This window comes from Candidatus Bipolaricaulota bacterium (assembly GCA_021159055.1).
Taxonomy (GTDB): Bacteria; Bipolaricaulota; Bipolaricaulia; order UBA7950; family UBA9294; genus S016-54.
The window spans coordinates 1-22,127 of sequence record JAGGSO010000096.1 but is presented as its reverse complement, the minus strand read 5'-3'; the positions used below and the strand labels follow the sequence as shown (position 1 = coordinate 22,127).

The 22,127-nt window shown below is 62.6% G+C and carries 25 protein-coding genes; 18 read left to right on the top strand and 7 right to left on the bottom strand.

The genetic code is table 11. The features are described 5' to 3' along the window. Window positions 1-10 precede the first annotated feature (10 nt). Window positions 11-223: a membrane protein insertion efficiency factor YidD gene (gene yidD, locus J7J55_05020; GenBank protein ID MCD6142060.1), complete on the bottom strand. Its 213-nt coding sequence runs from the start codon at window positions 221-223 to the stop codon at window positions 11-13. 234 nt (window positions 224-457) lie between these two features. Between yidD and J7J55_05015 the strand changes: the two genes are divergently transcribed. Continuing rightward, window positions 458-1,579, top strand: a complete 1,122-nt coding sequence (locus tag J7J55_05015) for an acetoin utilization protein AcuC (protein ID MCD6142059.1) — start codon at window positions 458-460, stop codon at window positions 1,577-1,579. A 2-nt stretch (window positions 1,580-1,581) separates the two neighbouring features. Beyond that, window positions 1,582-2,277: a hypothetical protein gene (locus J7J55_05010; protein MCD6142058.1), complete on the top strand. Its 696-nt coding sequence runs from the start codon at window positions 1,582-1,584 to the stop codon at window positions 2,275-2,277. Here the strand turns inward: J7J55_05010 and J7J55_05005 are convergent. Then, window positions 2,274-3,029, bottom strand: a complete 756-nt coding sequence (locus tag J7J55_05005; protein MCD6142057.1) for a TrkA family potassium uptake protein — start codon at window positions 3,027-3,029, stop codon at window positions 2,274-2,276. The two genes, J7J55_05010 and J7J55_05005, sit on opposite strands and share 4 nt — an antisense overlap. Before the next feature lie 159 nt (window positions 3,030-3,188). After that, window positions 3,189-4,637, bottom strand: coding sequence for a TrkH family potassium uptake protein (locus tag J7J55_05000; protein MCD6142056.1), 1,449 nt, complete (start codon window positions 4,635-4,637; stop codon window positions 3,189-3,191). Window positions 4,638-4,816: 179 nt separating this feature from the next. Between J7J55_05000 and J7J55_04995 the strand changes: the two genes are divergently transcribed. Together J7J55_04995 and J7J55_04990 are read left to right on the top strand one after the other, a co-directional pair. Further along, complete coding sequence (locus J7J55_04995) at window positions 4,817-5,461, top strand: hypothetical protein (GenBank protein MCD6142055.1); 645 nt, start codon at window positions 4,817-4,819, stop codon at window positions 5,459-5,461. A 113-nt stretch (window positions 5,462-5,574) separates the two neighbouring features. Further along, window positions 5,575-6,708, top strand: a complete 1,134-nt coding sequence (locus tag J7J55_04990) for a mechanosensitive ion channel family protein (protein MCD6142054.1) — start codon at window positions 5,575-5,577, stop codon at window positions 6,706-6,708. Here the strand turns inward: J7J55_04990 and J7J55_04985 are convergent. The 4 genes from J7J55_04985 to J7J55_04970 all read right to left on the bottom strand — a co-directional run bounded on the left by J7J55_04985 (window position 6,631) and on the right by J7J55_04970 (window position 9,069). Then, on the bottom strand, window positions 6,631-6,990 hold the full coding sequence (locus J7J55_04985; protein ID MCD6142053.1) for a hypothetical protein: 360 nt from the start codon (window positions 6,988-6,990) through the stop codon (window positions 6,631-6,633). The genes J7J55_04990 and J7J55_04985 overlap by 78 nt on opposite strands. A gap of 10 nt (window positions 6,991-7,000) precedes the next feature. Further along, complete coding sequence (locus J7J55_04980; GenBank protein MCD6142052.1) at window positions 7,001-7,978, bottom strand: hypothetical protein; 978 nt, start codon at window positions 7,976-7,978, stop codon at window positions 7,001-7,003. 56 nt (window positions 7,979-8,034) lie between these two features. After that, complete coding sequence (locus tag J7J55_04975; GenBank protein MCD6142051.1) at window positions 8,035-8,310, bottom strand: hypothetical protein; 276 nt, start codon at window positions 8,308-8,310, stop codon at window positions 8,035-8,037. Window positions 8,311-8,433: 123 nt separating this feature from the next. Then, window positions 8,434-9,069: a hypothetical protein gene (locus tag J7J55_04970; GenBank protein ID MCD6142050.1), complete on the bottom strand. Its 636-nt coding sequence runs from the start codon at window positions 9,067-9,069 to the stop codon at window positions 8,434-8,436. Window positions 9,070-9,250: 181 nt separating this feature from the next. On the opposite strand from J7J55_04970, the gene J7J55_04965 reads away from it, so the two are divergent. The 14 genes from J7J55_04965 (at window position 9,251) to miaA (ending at window position 21,921) form a co-directional block, all read left to right on the top strand. After that, window positions 9,251-10,126 (top strand): winged helix-turn-helix transcriptional regulator, encoded by an 876-nt coding sequence (locus tag J7J55_04965; protein MCD6142049.1) that lies wholly within the window; start codon window positions 9,251-9,253, stop codon window positions 10,124-10,126. Between the two features lie 48 nt (window positions 10,127-10,174). Further along, the gene (locus J7J55_04960; GenBank protein MCD6142048.1) at window positions 10,175-10,729 is read left to right on the top strand and encodes a hypothetical protein; all 555 of its coding nucleotides are present in this window, start codon (window positions 10,175-10,177) and stop codon (window positions 10,727-10,729) included. A 232-nt stretch (window positions 10,730-10,961) separates the two neighbouring features. Further along, on the top strand, window positions 10,962-11,987 hold the full coding sequence (locus J7J55_04955) for an ABC transporter substrate-binding protein (GenBank protein ID MCD6142047.1): 1,026 nt from the start codon (window positions 10,962-10,964) through the stop codon (window positions 11,985-11,987). Next, window positions 11,984-12,715 carry an ABC transporter ATP-binding protein gene (locus J7J55_04950; protein MCD6142046.1) on the top strand — a complete coding sequence of 244 codons (732 nt, stop codon included), beginning with the start codon at window positions 11,984-11,986 and terminating at the stop codon, window positions 12,713-12,715. Before J7J55_04955 ends, J7J55_04950 begins: the two co-directional genes overlap by 4 nt. A gap of 8 nt (window positions 12,716-12,723) precedes the next feature. Beyond that, window positions 12,724-13,485 (top strand): ABC transporter permease subunit, encoded by a 762-nt coding sequence (locus J7J55_04945; GenBank protein ID MCD6142045.1) that lies wholly within the window; start codon window positions 12,724-12,726, stop codon window positions 13,483-13,485. 31 nt (window positions 13,486-13,516) lie between these two features. Next, complete coding sequence (locus J7J55_04940; protein ID MCD6142044.1) at window positions 13,517-14,353, top strand: NAD(+)/NADH kinase; 837 nt, start codon at window positions 13,517-13,519, stop codon at window positions 14,351-14,353. A 52-nt stretch (window positions 14,354-14,405) separates the two neighbouring features. Beyond that, entirely contained in the window at window positions 14,406-15,284 is an 879-nt protein-coding gene (gene pdxS, locus J7J55_04935; protein ID MCD6142043.1) for a pyridoxal 5'-phosphate synthase lyase subunit PdxS, read from the top strand. Next, a complete protein-coding gene (gene pdxT, locus J7J55_04930; GenBank protein MCD6142042.1) occupies window positions 15,285-15,869 on the top strand; it encodes a pyridoxal 5'-phosphate synthase glutaminase subunit PdxT in 585 nt (194 codons plus the stop codon). 3 nt (window positions 15,870-15,872) lie between these two features. After that, window positions 15,873-16,874 carry a type I glyceraldehyde-3-phosphate dehydrogenase gene (gene gap, locus J7J55_04925; protein MCD6142041.1) on the top strand — a complete coding sequence of 334 codons (1,002 nt, stop codon included), beginning with the start codon at window positions 15,873-15,875 and terminating at the stop codon, window positions 16,872-16,874. A gap of 76 nt (window positions 16,875-16,950) precedes the next feature. Further along, a complete protein-coding gene (locus J7J55_04920) occupies window positions 16,951-17,574 on the top strand; it encodes a ComF family protein (protein MCD6142040.1) in 624 nt (207 codons plus the stop codon). A gap of 10 nt (window positions 17,575-17,584) precedes the next feature. Next, a complete protein-coding gene (locus J7J55_04915) occupies window positions 17,585-18,163 on the top strand; it encodes an MBL fold metallo-hydrolase (GenBank protein MCD6142039.1) in 579 nt (192 codons plus the stop codon). After that, window positions 18,156-19,895: a DNA primase gene (locus tag J7J55_04910; protein MCD6142038.1), complete on the top strand. Its 1,740-nt coding sequence runs from the start codon at window positions 18,156-18,158 to the stop codon at window positions 19,893-19,895. Before J7J55_04915 ends, J7J55_04910 begins: the two co-directional genes overlap by 8 nt. Continuing rightward, on the top strand, window positions 19,864-21,015 hold the full coding sequence (rpoD, locus tag J7J55_04905; protein ID MCD6142037.1) for an RNA polymerase sigma factor RpoD: 1,152 nt from the start codon (window positions 19,864-19,866) through the stop codon (window positions 21,013-21,015). The genes J7J55_04910 and rpoD overlap by 32 nt, the downstream gene beginning before the upstream one ends. Next, window positions 21,016-21,921, top strand: coding sequence for a tRNA (adenosine(37)-N6)-dimethylallyltransferase MiaA (gene miaA, locus J7J55_04900; protein ID MCD6142036.1), 906 nt, complete (start codon window positions 21,016-21,018; stop codon window positions 21,919-21,921). Window positions 21,922-22,127 lie beyond the last annotated feature (206 nt).

Sequence of the window (22,127 nt, the reverse complement as noted above, 5' to 3'; positions counted from 1 at the left end):
TTCGAAAGTACTACGGCACTGGGTCGTAACCTCCGGGATTGCGGGGGTGGCAGCGCATGATCCGCCGTACCGCCAGGTACGTCCCCTTCCCCGGGCCGTACTTCAGGATCGCTTCCTTGGAGTATTGGGAGCAGGTGGGGTAGAACCGGCACCGGGATGGAAACGCGGGAGATATCACCCGCTGGTAGATCGTGATCATCCCGACAAGAATACGCTTTAGCATGAGTTCAGCTCCCTTCTCAGGCCGTGTCTGATCGGCGTGAAGACATGATAACTTCCGCCGTCGGTTTCGACAAATCCGCATCGAGCGCCGACTCGCCTTCCGCAGACGGACGAGGCAATGAGTCTCTGCTCGAGTTCGAATCATGGGGACTATGTCGTGGGGCACTCATGACCGCCCGCGATGGGTGGCGGTCGGGATTTTTCCCGGGTAACATCCGTACGTGAGGAGGAGAACGTGAAAAACTGTCTGATCGATCCACGTGAGCTTCTGAAGTTCGACTTCGGGCCGATGCATCCGTTCAAGATCTATCGACTGGGGCTCGCCTACGCGCTGATGGAGGCCTACGGTCTCACCGAACTCGAAAGCGTGTACATCCTTAACCCGCGGGAGGCGACCCTGGAGGAAGCGAAGACGTTTCATACCGATGGATACCTGGAGGTCCTTCGTCTTGCTGATTCCGGGATGTGGATCCCGAACCTGTTCTCCCACGGCCTTGGCCCCGGAGACAATCCGGTCTTTCCCGGGGTGTACGAATGGGGGATGTCGGTCGCTGGGGCGTCGATCGAGTGTGCGGAGGAGCTCCTCGCGGGCCGGGCAGGAGCAGCGTTCAACATCGCGGGCGGGCTTCATCACGCGATGCCGTCGCGTGCGTCCGGATTCTGCCACATCAACGACCCGGTCCTGGCGATCAATAAGCTCCTCGAAGCGGGGAAGCGGGTGGCGTACGTGGATATCGACGCCCACCATGGGGACGGAGTCCAGCACGCGTTCTACTCCACCGATCGGGTCCTTACGATCTCGGTTCACCAATCCGGGCACACGATCTTCCCCGGGACTGGCTTTCCGGACGAGATCGGACAAGGGGCGGGAAAGGGCTACGCGGTGAACATTCCCCTCCTCCCCGGGGCGCGGAGCGACGCGTTCACCCGCGTTCGCAACGAGGTGATCGCTCCTCTCCTCAATGCCTATGACCCTGACGTCCTCGTTACTCAGCTCGGGGCGGACGCCCTCCTCGGCGATCAGATCGCGAGCCTCGGGATGAGCCTGAGGGAGTTTGAGCGCTTCGCGGAGTTCTACCGAGATTTTGGTAAGCCGTGGCTCGGGCTCGGGGGAGGGGGATACGACGTGGGGAACGTCGCTCGGGCGTGGACCCTTGTCTTCGGGGTGATGAACCGGGTCGAGCTTCCCGACGAGATCCCGGATGCGTGGACGACCCAAGCCGCCAGCTACGGGGTTATCGAAACTAGCCTGCGCGGGCCGGAGGAGACTGAATCATCTCCCAGCCGCGTGCACGAGGATCTCGACCGCACGATCGCGACCCTGAAAAAGACGGTCTTCCCGATCGTTGTCGGATAGAGATGCTCGCGCGACTGTTCCTGCTCGCCGTCGTCATCGGACTGCTCGCCGGAGCATTCCTCATTTTGTCCCCCCGATCCCCTGGCTGGGAGGTAACGGCAGATGCCCCGCTCGTGATCGGAGGGTACGGAGATAACTTCTCCTATTCGGGGAAGGGTGTACGGCCACTGTCCGGGAGCTTGTCCTTCACCTACGGACCGGAGGCGCACACCGGCGTGATCTCCGTGACCTTGGCTACGACCGCGGAGTCAGGCACATTGCAGCTCGGGGCAGGGGAAGCGTTATCCGGGGAAATCATCCTGTCCGGACGGATCGCGCCGACGGACCGGATCGTCGCTGATACCGACATCCACGGGGATACCGGGCTCTGGGGACCGGAGCTCCCGCGTGTCCATGCCATTCTCGCTGGAACGGGAACGTTCGATTTGCTCGTGGACGGAAAGCCCGTGTACACCGACATGGTCGGGGAGTGGTCGCTGGAACAGGCGCTCCACCAGCCCGATGGGTCGATCCGCAAGAGCGGCCTTTACTACAGCCCGCTTTTGCGGGACAAAACCGGATTCGCTGATCCAGACAGGCTCGAATTCGACTTGATCGTGCATTCGCCCGCCGCCGACCAGGGGAACAACCCGCCGTATACGATCGTGCTCCATCTCGTGTTTACGCACGTGGCGATCGAGCATCGCCCGGCGGATTAGTCCGATTCTTTGGGCTTATCCGCCTCGATCATCGCCTCAAGTTCAGCTTGGTTGGGGATGGATTTCCGCCGGTGGAACGGGCTGAGCTTTCCCCCGAAGTACTCGACCGCCGCCGCGACGGTGTCGGTCCGGGCGGAGAGGATGATCTCGTCTCCGGGAGAGATCGCGGTCGGCCCGGGCGGGATGATGACCTCCCCGTTCCGCACGATCCCGGCGATCAGGCAACCGCGGGGGAAGCGCTTATCGGAGTGGATCTGGGCGGCGGTCTTCCCCAGGCCGCGGTTTGGCTTCGAGGCGTAGAGCGCGATCACGATCCCCTGTCCATCGGCGAATACCCCGACCTGCTGCACCTGTGGATGCTCGATCTCAAGGATGACGGCGTCGATGAACAGTCCGGCGAGATCGATGATCCCAGTCACCCCGGCCTGCTCATAGGCGGTTCGGTATTGTGGGTTCGGCATACGGGCGACGATCCGCGGCACCCCCATCCCGCGGGCGAGGAGAGAGAACGCCAGGTTGGCGGCACTGTCCCCCATCAGTGCGACCGCAACGTCGGCCTGGGCGAGCTCCGCCTCCTCCAGGATGGCGATATCGGTGGCGCTCCCCCGCACCGCCGTTGCCCCGAGCTTGGCACTTATCAGCTCGCACACCTCGTGTGATAGGTCGATCACTGTTACGTCATGCCGGTCAGCGACGAGCCGTGCCACCAGCCTCCGTCCCGTAGTCCCCGCTCCTGCCACGACAACGCGCATCCTTAACTCCTACCCCTCCATTCGCCGCCGAGGCGCTGAGGACGCGGGGATTCATTTTTTGTGAATTCGTTCATAACCGACCTCCGTTGGATACCCTATGGCGAGCTGCGGGGTTAACTTTTAAATTCCGCAGCGAACTCTGCGTCTTGGCGGTGCGTTTCATCTCCACACTCTCCGGGAGAAGATCAACAGGATCGGGAGGATCTCCAACCGCCCGGCGACCATCCCCAGGATATAGAATACCTTAATCACCGGCGAAATTCCTGTGAACCCCTGCCTCGGGATGAACGACGGCCCCATGTTCCCCACCGCCGAGACCATTCCCGAGATGACGGAAAAGGCCGGGAGGGAGGTGAACGCACCGGTGACGAGCGCTCCGACGGCGATGACTCCGAGCCAGGAGAAAGCGATCACCACGGTTCGGTTCAGCTCCTCCCGCGGGACGATCTCCCCGTCGTAGGTAATGGCGACCACCGCGTGCGCCGGTCGGCTCGCCCGCTGCAAGTACTGGCGCACGATCCGCCCGATGATCCCGATCCGGCGCACCTTCATCCCCCCGGAGGTCGACCCGACGCATCCCCCGATCAGCATCAACAGGAGGAAGATCTGATGGGCGAGCGGGGTGAATGTCGGCGAGTTGATATCCACTGTGGAGAATCCGGTGGAGGTGGCAATGGAAACGACCTGGAACAGCGCGATCCGCAGCCGAGAACCGATCGCTCCCGCCCCGGTCCCGAGGAACGCAACGGCCAGAGTCGCCGCGATCAGCACTCCGAGCCACAGCTTCAGCTCGGAGTTGTGAACGATCCCATCCCACCGGCGCCGCAGGAGGTTCCAGTGCACGATGAAGCTCGTCCCACCGAGGAACATGAACAGGATGATCGTCCCCTCGATCGCGGCGTAGTGAGGATAGGAAGCGAAATAAGCGATGCTCGCGTCGTGGGTGGAGAAGCCGCCGGTGGAGACGGTGGTGAGAGCGTGGACGGCAGCATCGAACGGGTCCATCCCTTCCGCCCACAGGAGCAGACCGCACAGCAGGGTAAGGCCGGCGTAGATCCCCCACAAGATACGGAGCGAGCTGAACAACCCGGGCGAAAACCGCTTCGTCGCCGCCTTGTGCGATTCCGCAAGATAGAGGACTGGAGTACCGCTCCCGCGGGCGATGAAGAGGAACAGGGTGAAGATCCCCAACCCTCCGATCCACTGAGTAAGAGCTCGCCAGAACAGGATCGAATGCGGCAGACCGTCGATCCCGGTGAAGAGCGTCATCCCCGTGGTGGTGAATCCACTTGTTGTCTCGAATAACGCATCAAGGAAGGTGATCTTGAGCGCCAGCCAGTACGGAACCGCTCCGATCAAGGAGAGCCCGAACCAGCCGATGGCGGCGACCGCCATCCCGGTTCCGGGTTCCAGCGGGCGAGGACGGAAAGCGGTGACGAGTCCGAGACCGATTCCGATGCTGATCGCTGCCGGAATCACGTAGATGCGGAACGGGAACTCGACCGTCTCCGAGTAGATCGCGCTTACGACAAGCGGAAGCGCCTGCAGGAACGCAAACGCGATGAGAACGACCCCGAGATAGTGAAGCACGGCGGCAAGCTTGCGCATCCGACCTCCGCTTCCAGGTTACTGCTGAGCGCATCCGGCGTCAAGACGGAAGAACATCACCGCCTCGGTAGCGGGAGTAACGAGGATGGCTGAGAAACCCGGCAATTCGCGCCAAGAATAGGGGGTTGACCGTCGCTCTTTCGCTGAAATAATATAAAACCATGCGGGTGAAAGACGGTGTGCTGATCGTTCGGGGACTCGTCGCTGGGATCCTCTGGATTCTGTCTATGGGGGAGATCGCTTTGTTCTTCCTGTGGTTTACGCTCTACCCCTATCCCAGCATCCGCATCGCTGGGATCATCCTGGGCTCATTTCTCGGGGGGCTGACCCTATTGAACCCCCATCTCGTCGTGAAATGGCGTGCAGGGTCTAACAGGTCCGAGACAGTAGTGCGGACGGAATCCCTGTTGTACCTGGCTTTCATGGTACTTCTTGCCCTCGGCGACCGCATCCATCCAAGGTCTGCGGTCAGCACTATTTTGTTGATTACGGGTATACAAGGGATCATTACCATGTTCATCCGTCGCCGCAATCTGAAGCTCGGGTGGTTCATCGGTGGACTGGTGTATATGTTCGCCATCGTATGGCTTGGGATCGCCGGCCTGTTCTTCACTGATCTGACCCGGCTCGCAGATAAACTCTTCTTCTTCTCCAGTGTCGCCGCACCGATAATAGCAGCGGTGGTGGGCATGAAACCGGAAGAGTCGATGCCCGAGCACACGTCAGGTGGTATCGAGCAGTCGACCGGGGCAGAGATACTGACCCCGCCCCTGGGATGGCCAACCTATGTCTCCGATCCTCACCGCCGTCGCGGCCGGCGGTGAGGCGGTTTGGGCATAACTAAGGATAGCTCACGCGTCCACCATCCTGAAGACGGGTTGCTGGTGCACTTGCCCATCCGTCCGCCCTCGGGTACCCTAACTGAGCGATGAGCTTCTTGAACTATCAGATTCTAGGGAATGAGGTGTGGCGGTTCGGGGCGGTCTTCCTTCTCCTTGTGCTCGCATTCGGGATCTACCAAGGATCGCGTCGGGTCCTCAGGCGATTCAGTCTCCGGGAGGAGGGGGAGGAGAAGACCCGCATCCGGAGGAAGGCATGGATCCTGTTTCTGCAGCAGCTCCTGCGCGGAATCATCCCGCTCCTCGTGGTGTGGGGCGCGTTCCGGCTGTTCATCCTGCCCCCTCCCATCGAGGTGGCGATCGACCGGCTGTTCCTCGCCCTGATCACGATCTTTATCCTCTACCTCCTCACCAAAGCGGTCGACCTGGGGACGACGATCCTTACCACGCGGGCGGCGCGGACGGAATCGACCCTCGATGATCAGCTCGTCCCGCTGTTAGGGAAGAGCCTGAAGTGGTTCATCTGGATCATCGGCGCGCTTCTGTTCCTGCAAAACGTCCTCAACTACAACATCTCGAGCCTGTTGGCTGGGCTCGGGATCGGCGGGTTGGCGGTTGCATTCGCGGCACAGGATACAGTTGCCAACGTCTTCGGTGCGATCATGATCTTCCTCGATCGGCCGTTTAAGGTGGGGGATGCGGTCAGCCTGGAGGGGTTTGAGGGGTCGGTTGAGTCGATCGGGTTGCGCTCGACGCGGATCCGGACGTGGGACGGGACTCTGGTGACGATCCCGAACAGGACCATCGCCGCGACGAACATCAACAACCTCGCGGCCCGCCCGATGCGGCGAACCAACTTCACGATCGGACTGGTGTACGACACCTCGACTGAGAAGTTGGAGGAGGCGCTCTCGATCCTGCGCGATGTCCTGGGAAGCCACCCGTCGACCGGGCAGTATCGCGCTTATTTCAACCGGTTCGGCGATTTCTCCCTCAACATTCTGGTGCAGCACTGGTGCAAGGTGATGGATTACGATGCTTATCTAAAAGCGCTCGAGGAGATAAACCTGGAGATCAAGCGCCGGTTTGAGGCGGCCGGGATCGAGTTCGCCTTCCCCACCCAGACGATCGAGCTGAAGCGACAACCGTCTGTGTCACCGGAAGAGGTAGTAAGAGGCGATCCCAATCCCCATTACGAGGGTGCCGACGATGGCGCAGCGAATGGGGAATGAATAGCGCGTGAAGAAATCGCGGGCATCCCACTGAGTTCGGTCGCCGCGTTGGTATCTGGGATTACGGGTGAAGCCCCACGATCTCAAGATCTCGATCGCTCCCCACACCCAGATGGCGGCTCCAGCCATGAACAGGGCATTGGCATAGGACATCACCCCGCGATTCCCGGTCACCCACAGGAGGAACACCAACCCTCCTCCGATCGCGAGGGCAATGCCGAAGGAAACGAGGAAGTAACGCGCCAGAAACCATCCGGTGGTGCGGGGTGGTCGTGGGGGCATATCCAGCCTTTCAGGAATGGCGCTGCGGGTCGAGATTCCGAATGTGGATCCTGATCTGATCGCGGCTCGTCCCTCCCAGGCCGTCGTGGAGCGTCAGGGTGATCGCCGCGTCCTCCCCACCGATCCGGTCGGAATTTGGCGCGTGGTAAATCGGAAAGAGAGTATCGGCCCTCTCGAACCATCCCTTGCTCGCCGTCCAGGTGAAGCAGACTTCGGTACATGCCGGGTTATTCACCCGCGCGCTGAGCTGGACCGCTCCTCCTTCGGAGATCTCCGCCGGATAGTGCCGGTCGATCAACGGCTTGGGGTGATCGGCCGGAGTCGTCGGTTGTCTCGGGGAGATGAGGAACCCGAGCGGCCAACCGCACGGAGAATCGCAACAGGGCACCGGGGCTTTGGGACAAGCCGGGACCGGCATCACATGGCGAACGCAACCGGAGGCGCACGGAGGCGGTTCGGGCTCACACCGATAGACCGGCCGCGCCGGAGCTTGAGGCGGGCACGGATTCCCGCAGCTTTTCACACTCGTGCCCCCAGAACAGGAGATCGGGTCACCGTGGATACGGACGTAAAGCTGATCGCTCGCGCTCATCCCGGCGCTGTTTGTTGCCGTGAGGGTAAGGGGGATGCACTCCTCACACCCGCATACCGACGGCGCAGTGTACACCGGCTGCAGGGAGTGAGGATCGTCGAACCTCCCTGCTGGTGCAGTCCAGGTGTAAGTAAGCTCACCACCGCTCGGGTCGTACCCCTGCCCTTGTAGCCGCACACTGCCACCCTCATCCAGGGTGACGTCCGCTCCCGCCTCCACGAGCGGCGGAGCGGTGGGACGGGCCGGAGTCACCGCCGGAGCAGCGATCTGGGCCGGCTGACGGGGCGGGATGGGTTCAGTTCCCACCGGCTCCGAACTTCCGCCCGCAAGGAAGAGGAGCGCCAGCCCGCCGAGGACCAGGGCGATGAGCATGATTCCGGTTGTAGCGCTATCCATCTACAACACCTCCTTGATCGATCCGCCCACCCCCTCGCTCGGGCGTCTGCTCCAGCTTACACCGAATCGCCTGGGGAAGTCAATCGTCCAGAATAACGGAGGTAGAGACAGAGGTCGGTGAGGACCAGCATGAGGTTGATGGCGTAAAGGAATACAACCCAATTCGGGTCCCGGATGAGCTTGTGCACGATCCCGCTTGCGTATCCGAGTGCGATCAATCCCATGAACCACGGGCTCTTCCCGGAGACGTTCTTCGTCCGCACCGCCTTGGCGATGGATACCGGCCAACTGAGCCCGAAACACACCAGCATGATCGCTTCGAATACGCCCATGCTTCCCCCTTTCGTAGGTAGATGTTCGCTTCTTCCTATCCGGTTGTAAAGGGGAAATTTGGAACAGGTTGCGGTAGGGAAAAAGGAGAATGCCGCCCGCCCTCCGGCGGGCGGCATCGACGGCTATTCGGCGGGTGGGCGTCCGAAGTTGCGGATGATGTAGATGTCGAGCCGATGGATGAGGGGCTTCAGCCTCCTGAGGATCGGTTCGATGCGTCCCGGCTCCTTTCCCGCCCCCGGCCTGATTCCTGCCATGTGTGCGATCCGCTGACCGACGTCCTTGAGCATGACGCGGGCTAGGGAAGCAAACTCCCGGGCCCGGTTCTTATCCATACGGGCGGTGATCCCAGCGATGTATCCATCGATCCACACCCGCATGTCCTCGAACGCCTCGTGTTTCTTCCCTTGAGGGGCTCTGTTCTCGATCCCTTCCAGGATGAACACGAGCCGATGGAGCATCAGGTCAAGCCGTACGATCTGGGCCGGCTCCGGCTTCTCTCCTGGAGTGGCGAGCGCGTCGATCAATTCGGAGAGGAGGCCTCCGATTCCGGCGAGCTGCTCCTCCAGAGCGGGGAACTTCTCCGTGGGGAGGGAGTCGAGGGCCTTGTCGAGCTTGTTCAAGAGCTCAGTCAACCCGGCCACGGCGCGAGGGTGTTGATCATTCCCGAACGCCGGCGCGACTGCCATCACCCCGAGGAGCAAGGCGAACAGGATCCCGCCGAGGACCGCCTTCCTGCTGTGTACAACTAGTCTGTGCATGGTTCCTCCTTGTTTCTCGATTTAAGATCCCCCGAGATTGGGAGATCCCGGTTTAAACCTAGCGTTCCCCTGATCACGGTTGAACCGCGCCGGGGTCAAAACTCGGTCAACTCCGGTTGATTCCCTTGCCTCGCTTTGGTTATCCCTCTACCTTCTAGGGGTGAAATCGGGTGGAGCGGTGATGATTTGGAAACTGAAGCTCGGAGTCTGTATAGGTACGGTCCTAGTGACCGGGATCGCTGTCTTCCTGTTCGTGCGCTTATACTCTGCCGCGATCGAGGAGGTGTTCCAGGAGAAGGGTGCTTCTTACGCTGCGGCGTTGGCCGATACGATCGGGCCGTGGGTGGAGAGCGGAGATGAAGGGCTGGTGCGTGAGGCGGCCCGTCTCCTCCTCGTTGGGACGTCGATCTACGTCCAGGTCTACATGGATGGGACGCTCATCGTCGACGAGCGAGATCCCGGCTTGGAAGGGATCGAGATGCCCCCAATTTCAACTCCTCCGAGCGGAAGGGAGATCCACATGCGGGCGGATGGGGGCTGGGACTACGTCGACGTCGTAATCCCGTACGGGTCGGGCTACGTGCGCGTCGGGATCGACGCGACGCCGGTCGCGCTCCGGACGCGGAATGCGGCCTTGATCGGGGCTGGAGTAGCACTCCTGTTTGACCTGTTCATCCTTGGGGCCATTCACCTCGTCTCCCGCAGCGGAAAGAAGGGTGCAGCCGAAAGAACAACAGTGGAGTACGGGCCCCTACGGATCGACGATGCGGCCCGGCGAGTGACCCTGGCCGGTGTCCCTGTTCCTCTCCCGCCCAAGCAGTATGCCCTTCTCCGCCTCTTGGCGAGTGAGCCGGAACGGGTGTTCACGGAGGAGGAGATCCTCGCCGCGGTGTGGCCCGATTCCCCCTACGCCGATTCCAAGGACATCAAACAGTGCGTCTACCTCCTCCGCCGGCGGCTGGGGAAGGAAGGCGGGAGGATCGTGGTGAACGTCCCTGGTTTTGGATATAAGCTCGCCGTCTCCGAGGACATTGACGCGGATTTGACCGGCGGATGATGTGATTGGGATCATGTCGGATCTAGAATCGAAGAAAAGGAGATCGAGATGAAGAAAAATGCTCTGGTATTTCTACTGGTGGTGATCTTCGCCTGGCTTCCGGCAGCAGGGCAGGTATCGGAAGGAAAGGCGATGGAGCAGTCATCGGCGACCGTTGCGGCTGAGCAGCTCCGGTTGGCGGTTTACGCCGCAACCCTTGCTCTCCTCTCTCCCACGAGCGCTGACCAGCGGCTTCATACCCAACAGGTGATCAATATCCTCGAAGGGGCAAACGGGGCGGATTTTGTCCCCCTTGCCGCGGAGGGGGACGAGCAGGGTCTGCTCGATCGCCTCACCGTGCTCCTGCGGCGGATCGACCGGCTCGATCTTGAGCCCAAGGCGCGGGCACGGGCACGGTTCATCGCGAAGAGCGTCCTGCTCTTGCTCACATTCGCCCGGGACGAGGCGCTCTCCGTCTTGGAAACGCACAACCGGGAAGAGGCGTTCGCAGGGATGCTGAAGGTATACGCATATCTGGACGCCGCTCTTGGACAGGCGGGCTCCCCTGTCTACCTCGGCGGGCTGACCCTCCTTCTTCGCATCCTACCGCCCGGGACGGGCTGAACGGCTCGATTCGTGACCCTCGCGGCGGAAAGTAGGGGATGTTGATGAAGGGAGAACCACTCGTTCCACCGCGTGTCTTCGCGGCGACATACGCGGTTGAGAAGTGCGGCGATCTCCATCCGCCCTAGTCGGATATACGAGTTTACAGGAGATTAATGCGGTGCGAATTTCCTTCCCGGGAGGAGTTCGGTATAATCGGCCGACAATCAGATGAGAAGAAGGAGGAATATTCGTGCGTGTGAGACTCCGCATTTACTTTGTTCTGTCGTTGGTTGTTTTTGGTATTTCTGTCATCGCTTTCTCCGCCCCTGCTACCGAGCTTCGTGTCAGCCTTCCCCCGATAATGGGCTCGCTCCCGATCGCCCTCGCCAACGGGTGGGGGCTGTTTCCGAAGCATGGGGTGGACGTGCAGGTGATCGGATTGAGCGACGACCAGGCGCGCAGCCTCGCCCTGATGGCGGGAAACATCGACGGTATGGTGTGTGATCTCACCACAGCGATCCTCCTTTACACCGCGGGGACGGACATCGTGATCACGAGCACCGCCTACACCCCGACCCAGACCGGGAGCCTCGCCCTCCTTTCACAGAGCTTTTTCAACATCAACTCGATCGACGATCTCCTCTCCCGAACGGAGCCGGGGAGTTCCCTCAAGTCGATCGCCATCACCTCGATGAGCAACATCGAGTACGACATCGATCGGTTAATGGAACACCTCGGTTACAAGATCGACCCGGACAAGGACTACTCTTACTGGCACGACCTACTTCAGGTAGCCACCTTCCTCTCGCTCGGGTCGGTCTACGCTGCCGTCCTGCCGGAGCCGTACATCACTTACATCGCCAACTACCCATCCGTGATGAAGGGCAGCCACCTCGTTCACCTCTCCGATTTCGAAGGAATCGACCTCCTTCCGAGCGTCGTGGTGTTCCGCCGCGATTTTGTTAACGCCCATCCTGACCTGCTCGAGCGCTTCTACGACGCCTACCGGGAGGCGGTGGAGCGGATCAACAGCGCGACGAAACAAGAGCTGATCGACATCGGGATCGATGAGGCCCTTTCCCTGTTCTTCCCCGGCCTCACCGAGGAAGTGGTGCCAGAAGGGATCATGGACTCGTTCGTAATCCCCCATTTTCCTCCCCCGGAGATGGTTCCGCAGGCGCAGTACGAGGACGTCATCGCCTGGGTGAATGCGAAGCGTTATACTTGGAAGCATCCTGAATACGAGGAGCTGACGACCGACCGATTCGTGAAATGATCGAGGTTCATTCCCTTAAGATCGATTACGGCAGCCCGGGAACCGCGGTTCGCGCCGTCGACGGGGTCGATTTCTCCCTTGCGCAGGGGCGGAGCCTCGCTCTGATCGGCCCGTCCGGGTGTGGGAAGACGACGATTCTGTTCGCCATTGCCGGGCTCCTTCCTCCGACGGAGGGAAAGATCACCATCTCCGGGACCCCGGTGACCGGCCCGCGTCGCGACGTTGCCCTCATCCTGCAGAACGCCGGGCTCCTCCCGTGGAAGACGGTATGGCAGAATGCCAACCTGTCCCTCCTCCTCTCCGGTGACTATCCGAAGCAGGACGCGGGAGCGGTGCTGGATGAGCTTGGCCTGTCCGAGGTGCGAAACCGCTATCCCGCCGAGCTCTCCGAGGGGATGAAGCGGCGGGTCGGGATCGCCCGCGCCCTGTCCACCGCCCCGTCCGTCATGCTGATGGATGAACCGCTGGCGAGCCTCGACACCCTGACCCGGGAGCGGATCCAGGACCTGTTCCTCACCTTGTGGCACGAGCACGGCTTTTCCCTCGTTCTCGTCACCCACGACATCGAGGAGGCGGTGTTCCTCGGCCAGGAGATCCTCGTCCTCACCGGACGTCCGGCTCGGATCAAGGCGGTGGTGGAGAACCCGGGGATGGGAGGGCTCGATTACCGGGAGAGTCCTGAATACACCGCTACAATGCGCCGCGTGCGGGAGGTGCTCGAGGGATGAGGTCGGGGATGAACCGGGTATTGATCTACGTTGTCAGCATCTGCGCCCTCCTGTTCGCGTGGGAGATGGCGAGCATCGCGGTTAACACCCTGAGCGGGCCCGGACTCCTCCCGGGGCCGTTCAACGCCCTGTCCCAGGTGGTGAAGAACGCGGCCGAGCTGCAGCACCACTTCCTCGCGAGCGCGTGGCGGCTGATCCTTGCGATCTTGATCGCCCTTGGGACCGGAGTCCCGCTTGGCCTTGTGATAGGACGCGAACCGAGGCTGGACCGGTTCCTCTCCCCGATCATCTACATCACCTACCCGATCCCGCAGGTGGCGCTGGTCCTGTTTTTGTTCGTGGTGTTCGGGACCGGGAGCGGGACGAAAGTGGCGATGGTCGCCCTTGTCCTCTTCTTCCAGATCCTCGTCTCGGCGCGGGGGGCGGCGAAGAACATCCCGGAGGAGCACATCATCAGCGTCCGCGCCGCCGGGGCGAGCCGGTGGCAGATCTACCGCCACGTCGTCTTCCCGGCGAGCCTCCCGGACATCCTGACGAGCGTGCGGGTGAGCATCGGCCTTGGGATCGCTTTCCTGTACATCGCGGAGACTAACGCCGCCCTCGGGACCGGGCTCGGGGGATACATCAATAAGCACATGCTCTTCCAGCGTGACCGCGCGTTTGCCGGGATCATCGCTCTCGCCCTCCTCGGCCTCATCCTCTACCTTGCGGTCGATGGCCTGGAGCGGCTCCTCTGCCGGTGGAAGTACGTCGCCCGCCGGTCGCGTTGACCGCACGCGCGGGTGGGGGTAGGATCAGAGTATGAAGCTCGCGCGGATCTACATCGTCGCCAACACGGGCAAGGAAGGGACGCGGCGGACGCTCGCCATCCTGAAGGCATGGTGCAGCGTGAAGGGGATCAAGGCGATCACCGTAGATGCGGCCCCGCCCTATCCGGTCGAGCCGGAGGGGGCGCTCATCGTTGCCCTCGGTGGGGACGGGACGGTACTGCGGGCGGCCGGGCTCTTCTCCGGGTATGAGATTCCGATCATCGGAGCGAACCTCGGCTCTCTCGGCTTCCTCACCCAGGTGCGGGCTTCCTCCCTCACCCAGGCGTTGGAGGGACTGGTGAACGGAGAAGGCACGGTGGAACCGCGAATGCGGATCGCTTATCAGGTCAAGGATGTGAGCGGGAGCGCCCTGAACGACGTCGTCCTCCTCGGGGACGGGCCGACCCGGTTCTGCGAGCTCGACCTCCTCGACGCAGCCGGGGAGGGGATCGCCACCTACCCCGGGGACGGGCTGATCATCTCCACCCCGACCGGGTCGACCGCGTACAACCTCTCCGCCGGTGGGCCGGTCCTCGTTCCCGGTACTGACTGCATCGTCGCCACCCCGCTTGCCACCCATCGCCTTGGGCTGCGCCCGCTCGTGTTCCCCGGCGGGATCACCCTGCGCATCCGTGCCCATACTACCGTCGCCCTGATCGCCGACGGTGACCACGTCGCCACGGTTCAGCCTGAGGAGGTGATCACCGTCTCCCGCGCTGCTGTACCCACGTTCCTCGTTCGCATGCCGGACACCGCCCCGTTCTTCCGCTTCCTCGCCGAAAAGCTGAACTGGGGGGCGCAGGCGAACCGGAAGCGGAAATCCCTGTAGTTTTCGCCCCCGTTTCGTATAATGAAGCGGCGCAAGCCAAGAGGTGATCAAAATGGTGAAGAAGGGTACGTTTCGGGTGAAGAGCGGGTTGGCCGAGATGCTGAAGGGCGGAGTGATCATGGACGTCACCACCGCCGAGCAGGCCAAGATCGCGGAGAAGGCAGGGGCGGTGGCGGTGATGGCCTTGGAGCGGGTCCCGGCTGACATCCGCGCTCAGGGTGGGGTGGCGCGCATGGCCGATCCCACTAAGATCAAGGAGATCCAGGCCGCGGTCTCCATCCCGGTGATGGCCAAGGTGCGCATCGGGCACTTCGTGGAGGCGCAGATCCTGGAGGCGCTCGAGGTCGACTACATCGACGAGTCCGAGGTCCTCACTCCGGCCGACCCCCGATTCCACATCGACAAGTGGGCGTTTACCGTTCCGTTCGTGTGCGGAGCGCGCGACCTCGGGGAGGCCTGCCGCCGGATCGGAGAGGGGGCGGCGATGATCCGCACCAAGGGCGAGCCCGGGACCGGGAACGTGATCGAGGCGGTCAAGCACATGCGCCTGATGCAGGAACAGATCAGGGCTGTGATCGCCGCACCGGACGACGAGCTGATGCGGATGGCGAAGGAGATGGGAGCGCCGTACGAGGTCCTCCTCCTCGTTCGCGAGAAGGGACGCCTCCCGGTGGTGAACTTCGCCGCCGGTGGGATCGCCACCCCGGCCGACGCCGCGCTGATGATGCAGCTCGGGGCCGACGGGGTGTTCGTGGGAAGCGGGATCTTCAAATCCGCCGACCCGGAGCGACGGGCGCGAGCGATCGTCCAGGCGACGACTCACTACAACGACCCCAAGGTCCTGGCCGAGGTCTCGACCGGGCTCGGGGAGGCGATGCCCGGGATCGCGATCGAGGAGATTCCGCCACACGAGATGATGCAGGTTCGCTAAATGGCGACGGAGATCGGAGTCCTCGGCCTGCAGGGAGCGGTGCGGGAGCACCTTTCCAGCCTTGCCCGCCTCGGGGTCGAGGCGCGGGCAGTGAAGCGGGTCGAGGAGCTGGAGGGCCTGAGCGGGTTGATCCTCCCCGGCGGGGAGTCGACCGCGATCTCCCTCATCGCTGGGGAGGGGTTCCTCGCCCGGCTGCAGGCCCTGGCGGACGCCGGGTTCCCGTTCTTCGGGACGTGTGCCGGGATGATTCTCCTGGCGCGGGAGATCGAGGGGCAGACCGAGTCGTACATCCGTGCGATCGACATCACGGTGGCGCGGAACGCCTCGGGGCGGCAGGTGCACAGCTTTGAAACGACCCTGGCGGTGGATGGGATCGGGGACGACATCCCGGCGGTGTTCATCCGTGCCCCGTACATCACCCGCATGGGACCGGGAGTGCAGGCATTGGCGCGATACGACGGAGCGGTGGTGATGGCGCGGGAGGGAAACGTACTTGTGACGAGCTTTCATCCCGAGCTGACCGATGACCTCCGGATCCACCGCTACTTCACAGAGATGGTCGAAAACTACGAAAGGGAGGTATAGAAGATGGCAAAAGTGGCGATCAACGGGTTCGGGCGAATCGGAAGGGCGTTCTTCCGCATTGCCTACGGAGATCCGAAGCTCGATATCGTGGCGATCAACGATCCGTTCATCACTCCGGAGACGGCGCGGTACCTACTCACCTACGATACCGTGTACCATCGGTATGGGAAGACGGTGGAGGCAGTCGAGGGCGGGATAACGGTTGACGGGAAGTTCATCCCCCTCCTCGCGGAGAAGGATCCCGCGGCGCTCCCATGGGGGGAGAAGGGGATCGATCTTGTGATCGAGTCGACCGGGGTGTTCCTCTCCCGGGAGAAGGCGTCGTTGCATCTTCAGAGCGGCGCAAAGCGGGTCCTCCTCTCCGCCCCGCCGAAGAGCCCCGACATCCGCCAGTTCGTGTACGGAGTCAACCACAAGGAGTACGACCCGGCCAAGGACACGATCCTCGCCGCTGCTTCCTGCACCACCAACTCGTTCGCCCCGGTGGCCTACATCCTGGAGCGGGAGTTCGGGATCGTGCACGCCTGGCTCACCACGGTACACGGTTACACCGCGGACCAGCGCCTTGTCGACTCCCCGCACAAGAAACCGACGCGGGGGCGGGCGGCGGCGGCGAACATCGTCCCCACCACCACCGGCGCGGCGACGGCGACGACGAAGATCATCCCCTCACTCGTGGGGAAGATGAACGGAATGGCGTTCCGTGTCCCGGTCCCGACCGGCTCGGTGAGTGATATCACCGCCGAGATGAAGACCCCGGTGACGGTCGATGCCGTGAACGCCGCCCTTACCAAGTACGCTGAGGGAGAACTCAACGGCATTCTTGGGGTGAGCACCGATCCGCTCGTCTCAAGCGACATCATCGGCGAGACGCGGGCGAGCGTGGTCGACCTCACCCTGACCGTGGTCGTGGACGACCGCCTGCTCAAGGTCGTCACCTTCTATGACAACGAATGGGGGTACACGAACCAGCTCGTCCGGGTGGCGAAGCACGTCGTCTCGTAGCATTCCGGGAAGATGGGGGGAGGGGCTCCTCTCCCTCCTCTTCCCTCCCCGGTGCATCCTGTGCGGGCGGGCCGGGATGGAGTTGAGTTCGGTCTGCTCCGAATGCGCTGCTCAGCTTCCGCGCCTGGACGGGCCCCGCTGCACGGTCTGCCAAGAACCACTCGATGATCCGACGTTAGACCTGTGCCGCGCCTGCGGGACGCGCGACCGCGGTTTCTCCCTTGCCCGCGCTCTCGGGCCGTACATGTCGGGGTGGGGGGATCTGATCCGTGCCCTAAAGTTCGAGCGCGAGCGGGCGGTGGCCCGGTTTCTCTCCGCCGCGCTCGCCGCGTACGTAAAACAGGAGAACCCGTTTGGGGATGTCGATCTCATCACCTACGTCCCGATGTCCCGTGCCGATCGGAGGGCGCGTGGGTTCAACCAGGCAGCCCTCCTCGCCCATGGGCTCGGACGGAGGATCGGGATCCCGGTCGTCCGCCTCCTTGCAAAGGTGCGGCAAACCCGCCCGCAGGCCGAGCTCACCGCCGCGGAGAGACGGAAGAACTTGCGCGGCGCGTTCAGCGTGGTAAGATCAGGGGAAGGAACGGTACTCATCGTTGATGATATTCTCACTACCGGTGCGACGGTGGAGGAGTGCGCCCGTGCGCTCAAGGCTGGTGGGTACGGGCCGGTGTTCGTGCTTGCCGTAGCGCGCGCGTAGAGGGGGAAAGATGCGGGTGGAGAAGGTCATCCTCGGGGATCTCGCCACCAACTGCTATTTGCTTGAGACCGATGGGACTACCGTGCTCATCGATCCCGCTGTCTACGATGACCGGCTGCGGGAGTTCCTCGCTGGGAGGAATGTCGACTTAGTCATCAACACGCACGGCCATTTCGACCACGTCGGCGGAGACTGGGCGCTCAAGGAGGCGGGAGCGAAACTCCTCATCCACCGTGCTGACCTTAGATACGTGGACGAGTTCTATCCCGGGCATCCGGGATTCGACCGCTACATCGACGATGGGGACGAGATCGCAGGGTTGCGCGTCATTCACACCCCCGGCCATTCTCCGGGGAGCATCGTCCTGATCGGAGATGGGATCATGTTCAGCGGCGATCTCCTGTTCGCCGGATCGATCGGCAGGACGGATTTCCCCGGCGGGTCGATGTCCGAGATGCGCCGCTCCCTCAGGCGCATCCTCTCCCTGGGCCGCGATTTCGTCGTCTATCCCGGTCATGGCCCCCGCACCCGCCTATCGGTCGAGCAGCGGAAAAATCCGTTCCTGCAGGGGAGGATGGTGGATGGTTGATCGATCGGACGTGGAGGCGATCAAGGCCAGGATCGACATCGTCTCCCTCATCTCCCGCTATCTCACCCTGCAGAAGTCCGGTTCGCGGTACAAGGGCCACTGTCCGTTTCACAAGGACGACACCCCCTCGTTCTACGTCGACGCGGAGAAGGGACTGTGGCACTGCTTCGGCTGTGGTGCCGGCGGGGATATGTTCGCCTTCCTGATGAAGATCGAGCGGATTTCGTTCCCCGAGGCCCTGGCCCGGCTCGCGGCCGAGGCCGGGGTGAAACTCTCCTCCCGCAAGGGAGAAGGCGAACGGGATAAGCTGTATCAGATAAACGCGCAAGCAGCGGAGTACTTCGCCGCCAACCTGCGCCACCCCCGGCATGGGAAACGGGCGCGCGACTACCTGGTTTCCCGCGGCTACGATGAAGCGGCGTGGAATCGGTTCGGGCTTGGGTATGCGTTAGACACCTGGGACGGGCTGAAGGCGCGATTCGCGGGCCGGTACGGGGAGGCCCCCCTCATCGAGCTCGGGCTCCTCGTCAAGGGGAAAGGGGGCAGGACGTACGATCGGTTCCGCGATCGGGTCATATTCCCGATCTTCGACCTCTCCGGCCGGCCGATCGCGTTCGGAGGAAGGGCGTTCTCCGGCGAGCCGAAATATCTGAACTCGCCGCAGACACCGCTGTTCGATAAGGGAAGGCAGCTCTACGGCCTGTCCTGGGCGCGAGACGAGATCGCCGCCGGCCGCACCGCGATTCTGGTCGAGGGGTACACCGACGTTCTCTCACTCCACTCCGCCGGGGTGAAAAACGTCGTCGGGAGCATGGGAACAGCCCTCACCCGGGGGCAGGCCGAGCTCCTCGCTCGGTTTGCAGCTGAGGTGGTGATCGCTTACGACCGCGACGCGGCCGGGCAAGCGGCCTCGGGACGGGGGATGGTGATCCTGCACAACGCCGGGTTGGACGTGCGCGTCGCTTCCCTTCCCGAGGGGGACGACCCCGACTCGTTCGTCCGCCGGGAAGGGAAGGAGGGAGTCGCGGAGGTCGTCGCGGGGGCGGTCCCGTTCCATCGCTTCTTCCTCCAGTCCCTCCTCGATCGCTACGACCTCGAAAGCTTCAAGGGTAAGGAAGAGGCGCTGGAGGAGGCACGCGGCTTCTACCAGGGATTGGCGAGCCTTCCCCTTCGCCAGGAGGTCGCCCGCCTCCTTGGGGAGATCCTCGACCTTCCCCCCGACGCGGTGGCGCGGGAGCTGGCGCGGGGACGAACGATCCGGCCGGAGGCGAGCGAAGAAGCGGTGGAGGGGACGGTGTGGAATGAACAGGATACGATCATCGGGCTCCTGCTGCGTGGGGAGGCGCGATGGGAGGAGGTGAGCCGCCTCGCCGGGCCGGAGGACTTCTCTGGTCTGCACCGGGACCTAGCGGAGGCGATCGCCGAGGTCGGTGATCCCATCGATACTTCAGCGGTGATCTCCCGGGTGGATGAAGAAGCGGTCCGGCTGGCGAGCAAACTTGTCATCGCCCCGGTTGTATTTAGTGATGTGAACAAGGCGCTGAACGACGCCCTCAGGCGGCTCGTGCGCCTTCCTGTCATCGAAGAGAAGCTGCGCGCCCTGCGGGTGGAGATGCGGAAAACGCAGGACAAGGAGAGGATTGACGAGCTGCAGCGCGCCTACCGCGCATTGGTGATGGAGAAGATTGCAAGGAGGGCTGATGCCAAAGAAAGAAGAGCTTCCCGGCGATAAACCGAAGCCGGAGGAAGTCCCCGAGACGGCCGCTCCGATTGAGGAACTCACTCCCGACGAAGTTGTGGAGCCGGATATCCTCCCTGAGATCGAAGCAGAATCCGCGGTCGAGGAAGAGGCGTCGGACGAGGACGTGATCGAAGAGTGGGATGACCGGACGCAGACCACCCGCCGCGAGGACCCTGTCAAGACCTATCTCCGCGAGATCGGAAAGGTCCCCCTCCTGACCAGGGAGGACGAGGTGGAACTGGCGATGGCGATGGAAGCGGGGAAGGAAGCGGAGCAGAAACTGGAGAACGCGCGTCTCTCCGCCGAGCGGGGGATCGACGTGATTACCCCGGAGGAGCGAAGAGAACTGGAAGAGCTGGTGCGCAAGGGGAAGGAAGCGCGAGAACGGCTGATCGTCTCCAACCTCCGCCTTGTGGTCTCCATCGCCAAGCGGTACATGAACCGCGGGCTGTCGTTTCTCGACCTGATTCAGGAAGGGAACATGGGGCTGATGCGCGCGGTGGAGAAGTTCGACTACAAGCGGGGATACAAGTTTTCAACCTACGCTACCTGGTGGATCAGGCAGGCGATCACGCGCGCGATCGCCGATCAGTCCCGTACGATCCGCGTTCCGGTGCACATGATCGAAACGGTGCGGGAGCTCAATCGGATCAAGCGCGAGTACATCCAGAAACACGGGGCCGCTCCCACGTTGGAGGACCTGTCCGAGATCACCGGGATGTCGATCGACAAGATAAAGAAGGTGGAGAACGTCTCCCAATATACTGCCTCGCTCGAGCGGCCGATCGGGGATGATGAGGACGACACCCTCGGCGATTTCATCGAGGATCCTCACTCTCCCTCCCCGACGAAGGAGACATTCCGGATGTTCCTGCGCGAGCAGCTGAACCGGGCGTTGGATCAGCTCGACGAGCGCGAGCGGGAGATCCTCCAGCTGCGCTACGGGCTCGAGGACGGCCATCCCCGCACTCTGAAGGACGTCGCCCTCAAGTTCAACATCACTCGGGAGCGGATCCGCCAGATCGAGATCAAGGCGATCGAGAAGCTGAAGCATCCGTCGCGCCAGGCCGAGCTGAAGAAGATCAGGGAACTCCTCCTCGGGGAGGACTGAGTGCGCGTTGTCGTGATCCTCGGTCCGACCGGGGTGGGGAAGAGCGCGGTTGCGGTCGAGTTGGCGCTGCGGATCGGTGGGGAGGTGATCTCCGCCGACTCGCGTGCCTTCTTCCGCGGGCTCGACATCGTGGCCGACAAGCCCTCCGTGCAGGTGCGGGAGCGGGTCCCGCATCACCTGATCGATATCATCGAGATAACCGGCAGCTATGACGCGATGGCGTTTAGAGAGGACGTCTCCCGCCTTGTCCCGGAGATCACCGAGCGCGGGCGCGTCCCGATCATCGCCGGTGGCGGGACGCTCTACCTTGGGGCAATCCTGCGCGGGATATTCACCGGGCCATCCGCTGACCCCGAGTTCCGTGCCCGACTTCACGCCCGCCCCCTGTCCGAGCTCTATGCTGAACTGGAAAGGGTCGACCCCGCCGCCGCTGCGCGCATCCACCCCAATGACCGGTTGCGGATCGTCCGCGCCCTCGAGGTGTACGCGGCGACCGGGAGGCCGATCAGCGCCCTGCAGCAGGAGGCCGAGCCGCTCCCGTTCGATTTTACGGTCTTCGGGCTGCGCATGGAGCGGGAGCAGCATCGGGGAGCGATCACCGCCCGCGTCGACCGGATGCTGGGGGAAGGGCTGATCGATGAAGTCCGAAGACTGCGTGAGCGAGGGCTGACTCCGCGTCACCAGGCATACCGGACGATCGGGGTGCGGGAGACCTTCGCCTATTTAAACGGCGAACTGTCATACGATGAGCTACGGGCCCGGATCGTGAGGAATACCTGGTCCCTCGCCCGGCGCCAGCTTGCATGGTTCCGCCGCGAACGGAACGTGCAGTGGCTCGATATTACGGATAAAGATGCAAAGTTCATCGCAAGCACGATCGCTGCGCAACTCAGATCGTTCTCGTAACCTCATATGTCCCTATCTGGTGGGAACTAAGGCCGATTGAAGTGGTCATTGACGCGTTAAGCTGGTATCTGTATATTTGGCGTATGACTGTTACGTGAAGGAGGTACAACCTTGAAGAAGCGATACATCGTAGGAAGTGTCATTGTATTGTTGTTGGTGGCGCTCTTTGCCCTGGCCGCGTTCGCGACGTCGGCGGAGATCTACTT

Bases quoted from the DNA above. Each gene is read 5' to 3' on its own strand.
- rpoD (MCD6142037.1), top strand. From the start codon at position 19,864: ATGCCAAAGAAAGAAGAGCTTCCCGGCGATAAACCGAAGCCGGAGGAA.
- J7J55_04920 (MCD6142040.1), top strand. From the start codon at position 16,951: ATGGAGTTGAGTTCGGTCTGCTCCGAATGCGCTGCTCAGCTTCCGCGC.
- J7J55_05010 (MCD6142058.1), top strand. From the start codon at position 1,582: ATGCTCGCGCGACTGTTCCTGCTCGCCGTCGTCATCGGACTGCTCGCC.
- J7J55_04960 (MCD6142048.1), top strand. From the start codon at position 10,175: ATGAAGAAAAATGCTCTGGTATTTCTACTGGTGGTGATCTTCGCCTGG.
- J7J55_04965 (MCD6142049.1), top strand. From the start codon at position 9,251: ATGATTTGGAAACTGAAGCTCGGAGTCTGTATAGGTACGGTCCTAGTG.
- J7J55_04915 (MCD6142039.1), top strand. From the start codon at position 17,585: ATGCGGGTGGAGAAGGTCATCCTCGGGGATCTCGCCACCAACTGCTAT.
- gap (MCD6142041.1), top strand. From the start codon at position 15,873: ATGGCAAAAGTGGCGATCAACGGGTTCGGGCGAATCGGAAGGGCGTTC.
- J7J55_04970 (MCD6142050.1), bottom strand. From the start codon at position 9,069: ATGCACAGACTAGTTGTACACAGCAGGAAGGCGGTCCTCGGCGGGATC.
- J7J55_05005 (MCD6142057.1), bottom strand. From the start codon at position 3,029: ATGCGCGTTGTCGTGGCAGGAGCGGGGACTACGGGACGGAGGCTGGTG.
- J7J55_05000 (MCD6142056.1), bottom strand. From the start codon at position 4,637: ATGCGCAAGCTTGCCGCCGTGCTTCACTATCTCGGGGTCGTTCTCATC.
- pdxT (MCD6142042.1), top strand. From the start codon at position 15,285: ATGGCGACGGAGATCGGAGTCCTCGGCCTGCAGGGAGCGGTGCGGGAG.
- pdxS (MCD6142043.1), top strand. From the start codon at position 14,406: ATGGTGAAGAAGGGTACGTTTCGGGTGAAGAGCGGGTTGGCCGAGATG.
- J7J55_04980 (MCD6142052.1), bottom strand. From the start codon at position 7,978: ATGGATAGCGCTACAACCGGAATCATGCTCATCGCCCTGGTCCTCGGC.
- J7J55_04940 (MCD6142044.1), top strand. From the start codon at position 13,517: ATGAAGCTCGCGCGGATCTACATCGTCGCCAACACGGGCAAGGAAGGG.
- J7J55_04975 (MCD6142051.1), bottom strand. From the start codon at position 8,310: ATGGGCGTATTCGAAGCGATCATGCTGGTGTGTTTCGGGCTCAGTTGG.
- yidD (MCD6142060.1), bottom strand. From the start codon at position 223: ATGCTAAAGCGTATTCTTGTCGGGATGATCACGATCTACCAGCGGGTG.
- J7J55_04945 (MCD6142045.1), top strand. From the start codon at position 12,724: ATGAACCGGGTATTGATCTACGTTGTCAGCATCTGCGCCCTCCTGTTC.
- J7J55_04950 (MCD6142046.1), top strand. From the start codon at position 11,984: ATGATCGAGGTTCATTCCCTTAAGATCGATTACGGCAGCCCGGGAACC.
- J7J55_04910 (MCD6142038.1), top strand. From the start codon at position 18,156: ATGGTTGATCGATCGGACGTGGAGGCGATCAAGGCCAGGATCGACATC.
- J7J55_04985 (MCD6142053.1), bottom strand. From the start codon at position 6,990: ATGCCCCCACGACCACCCCGCACCACCGGATGGTTTCTGGCGCGTTAC.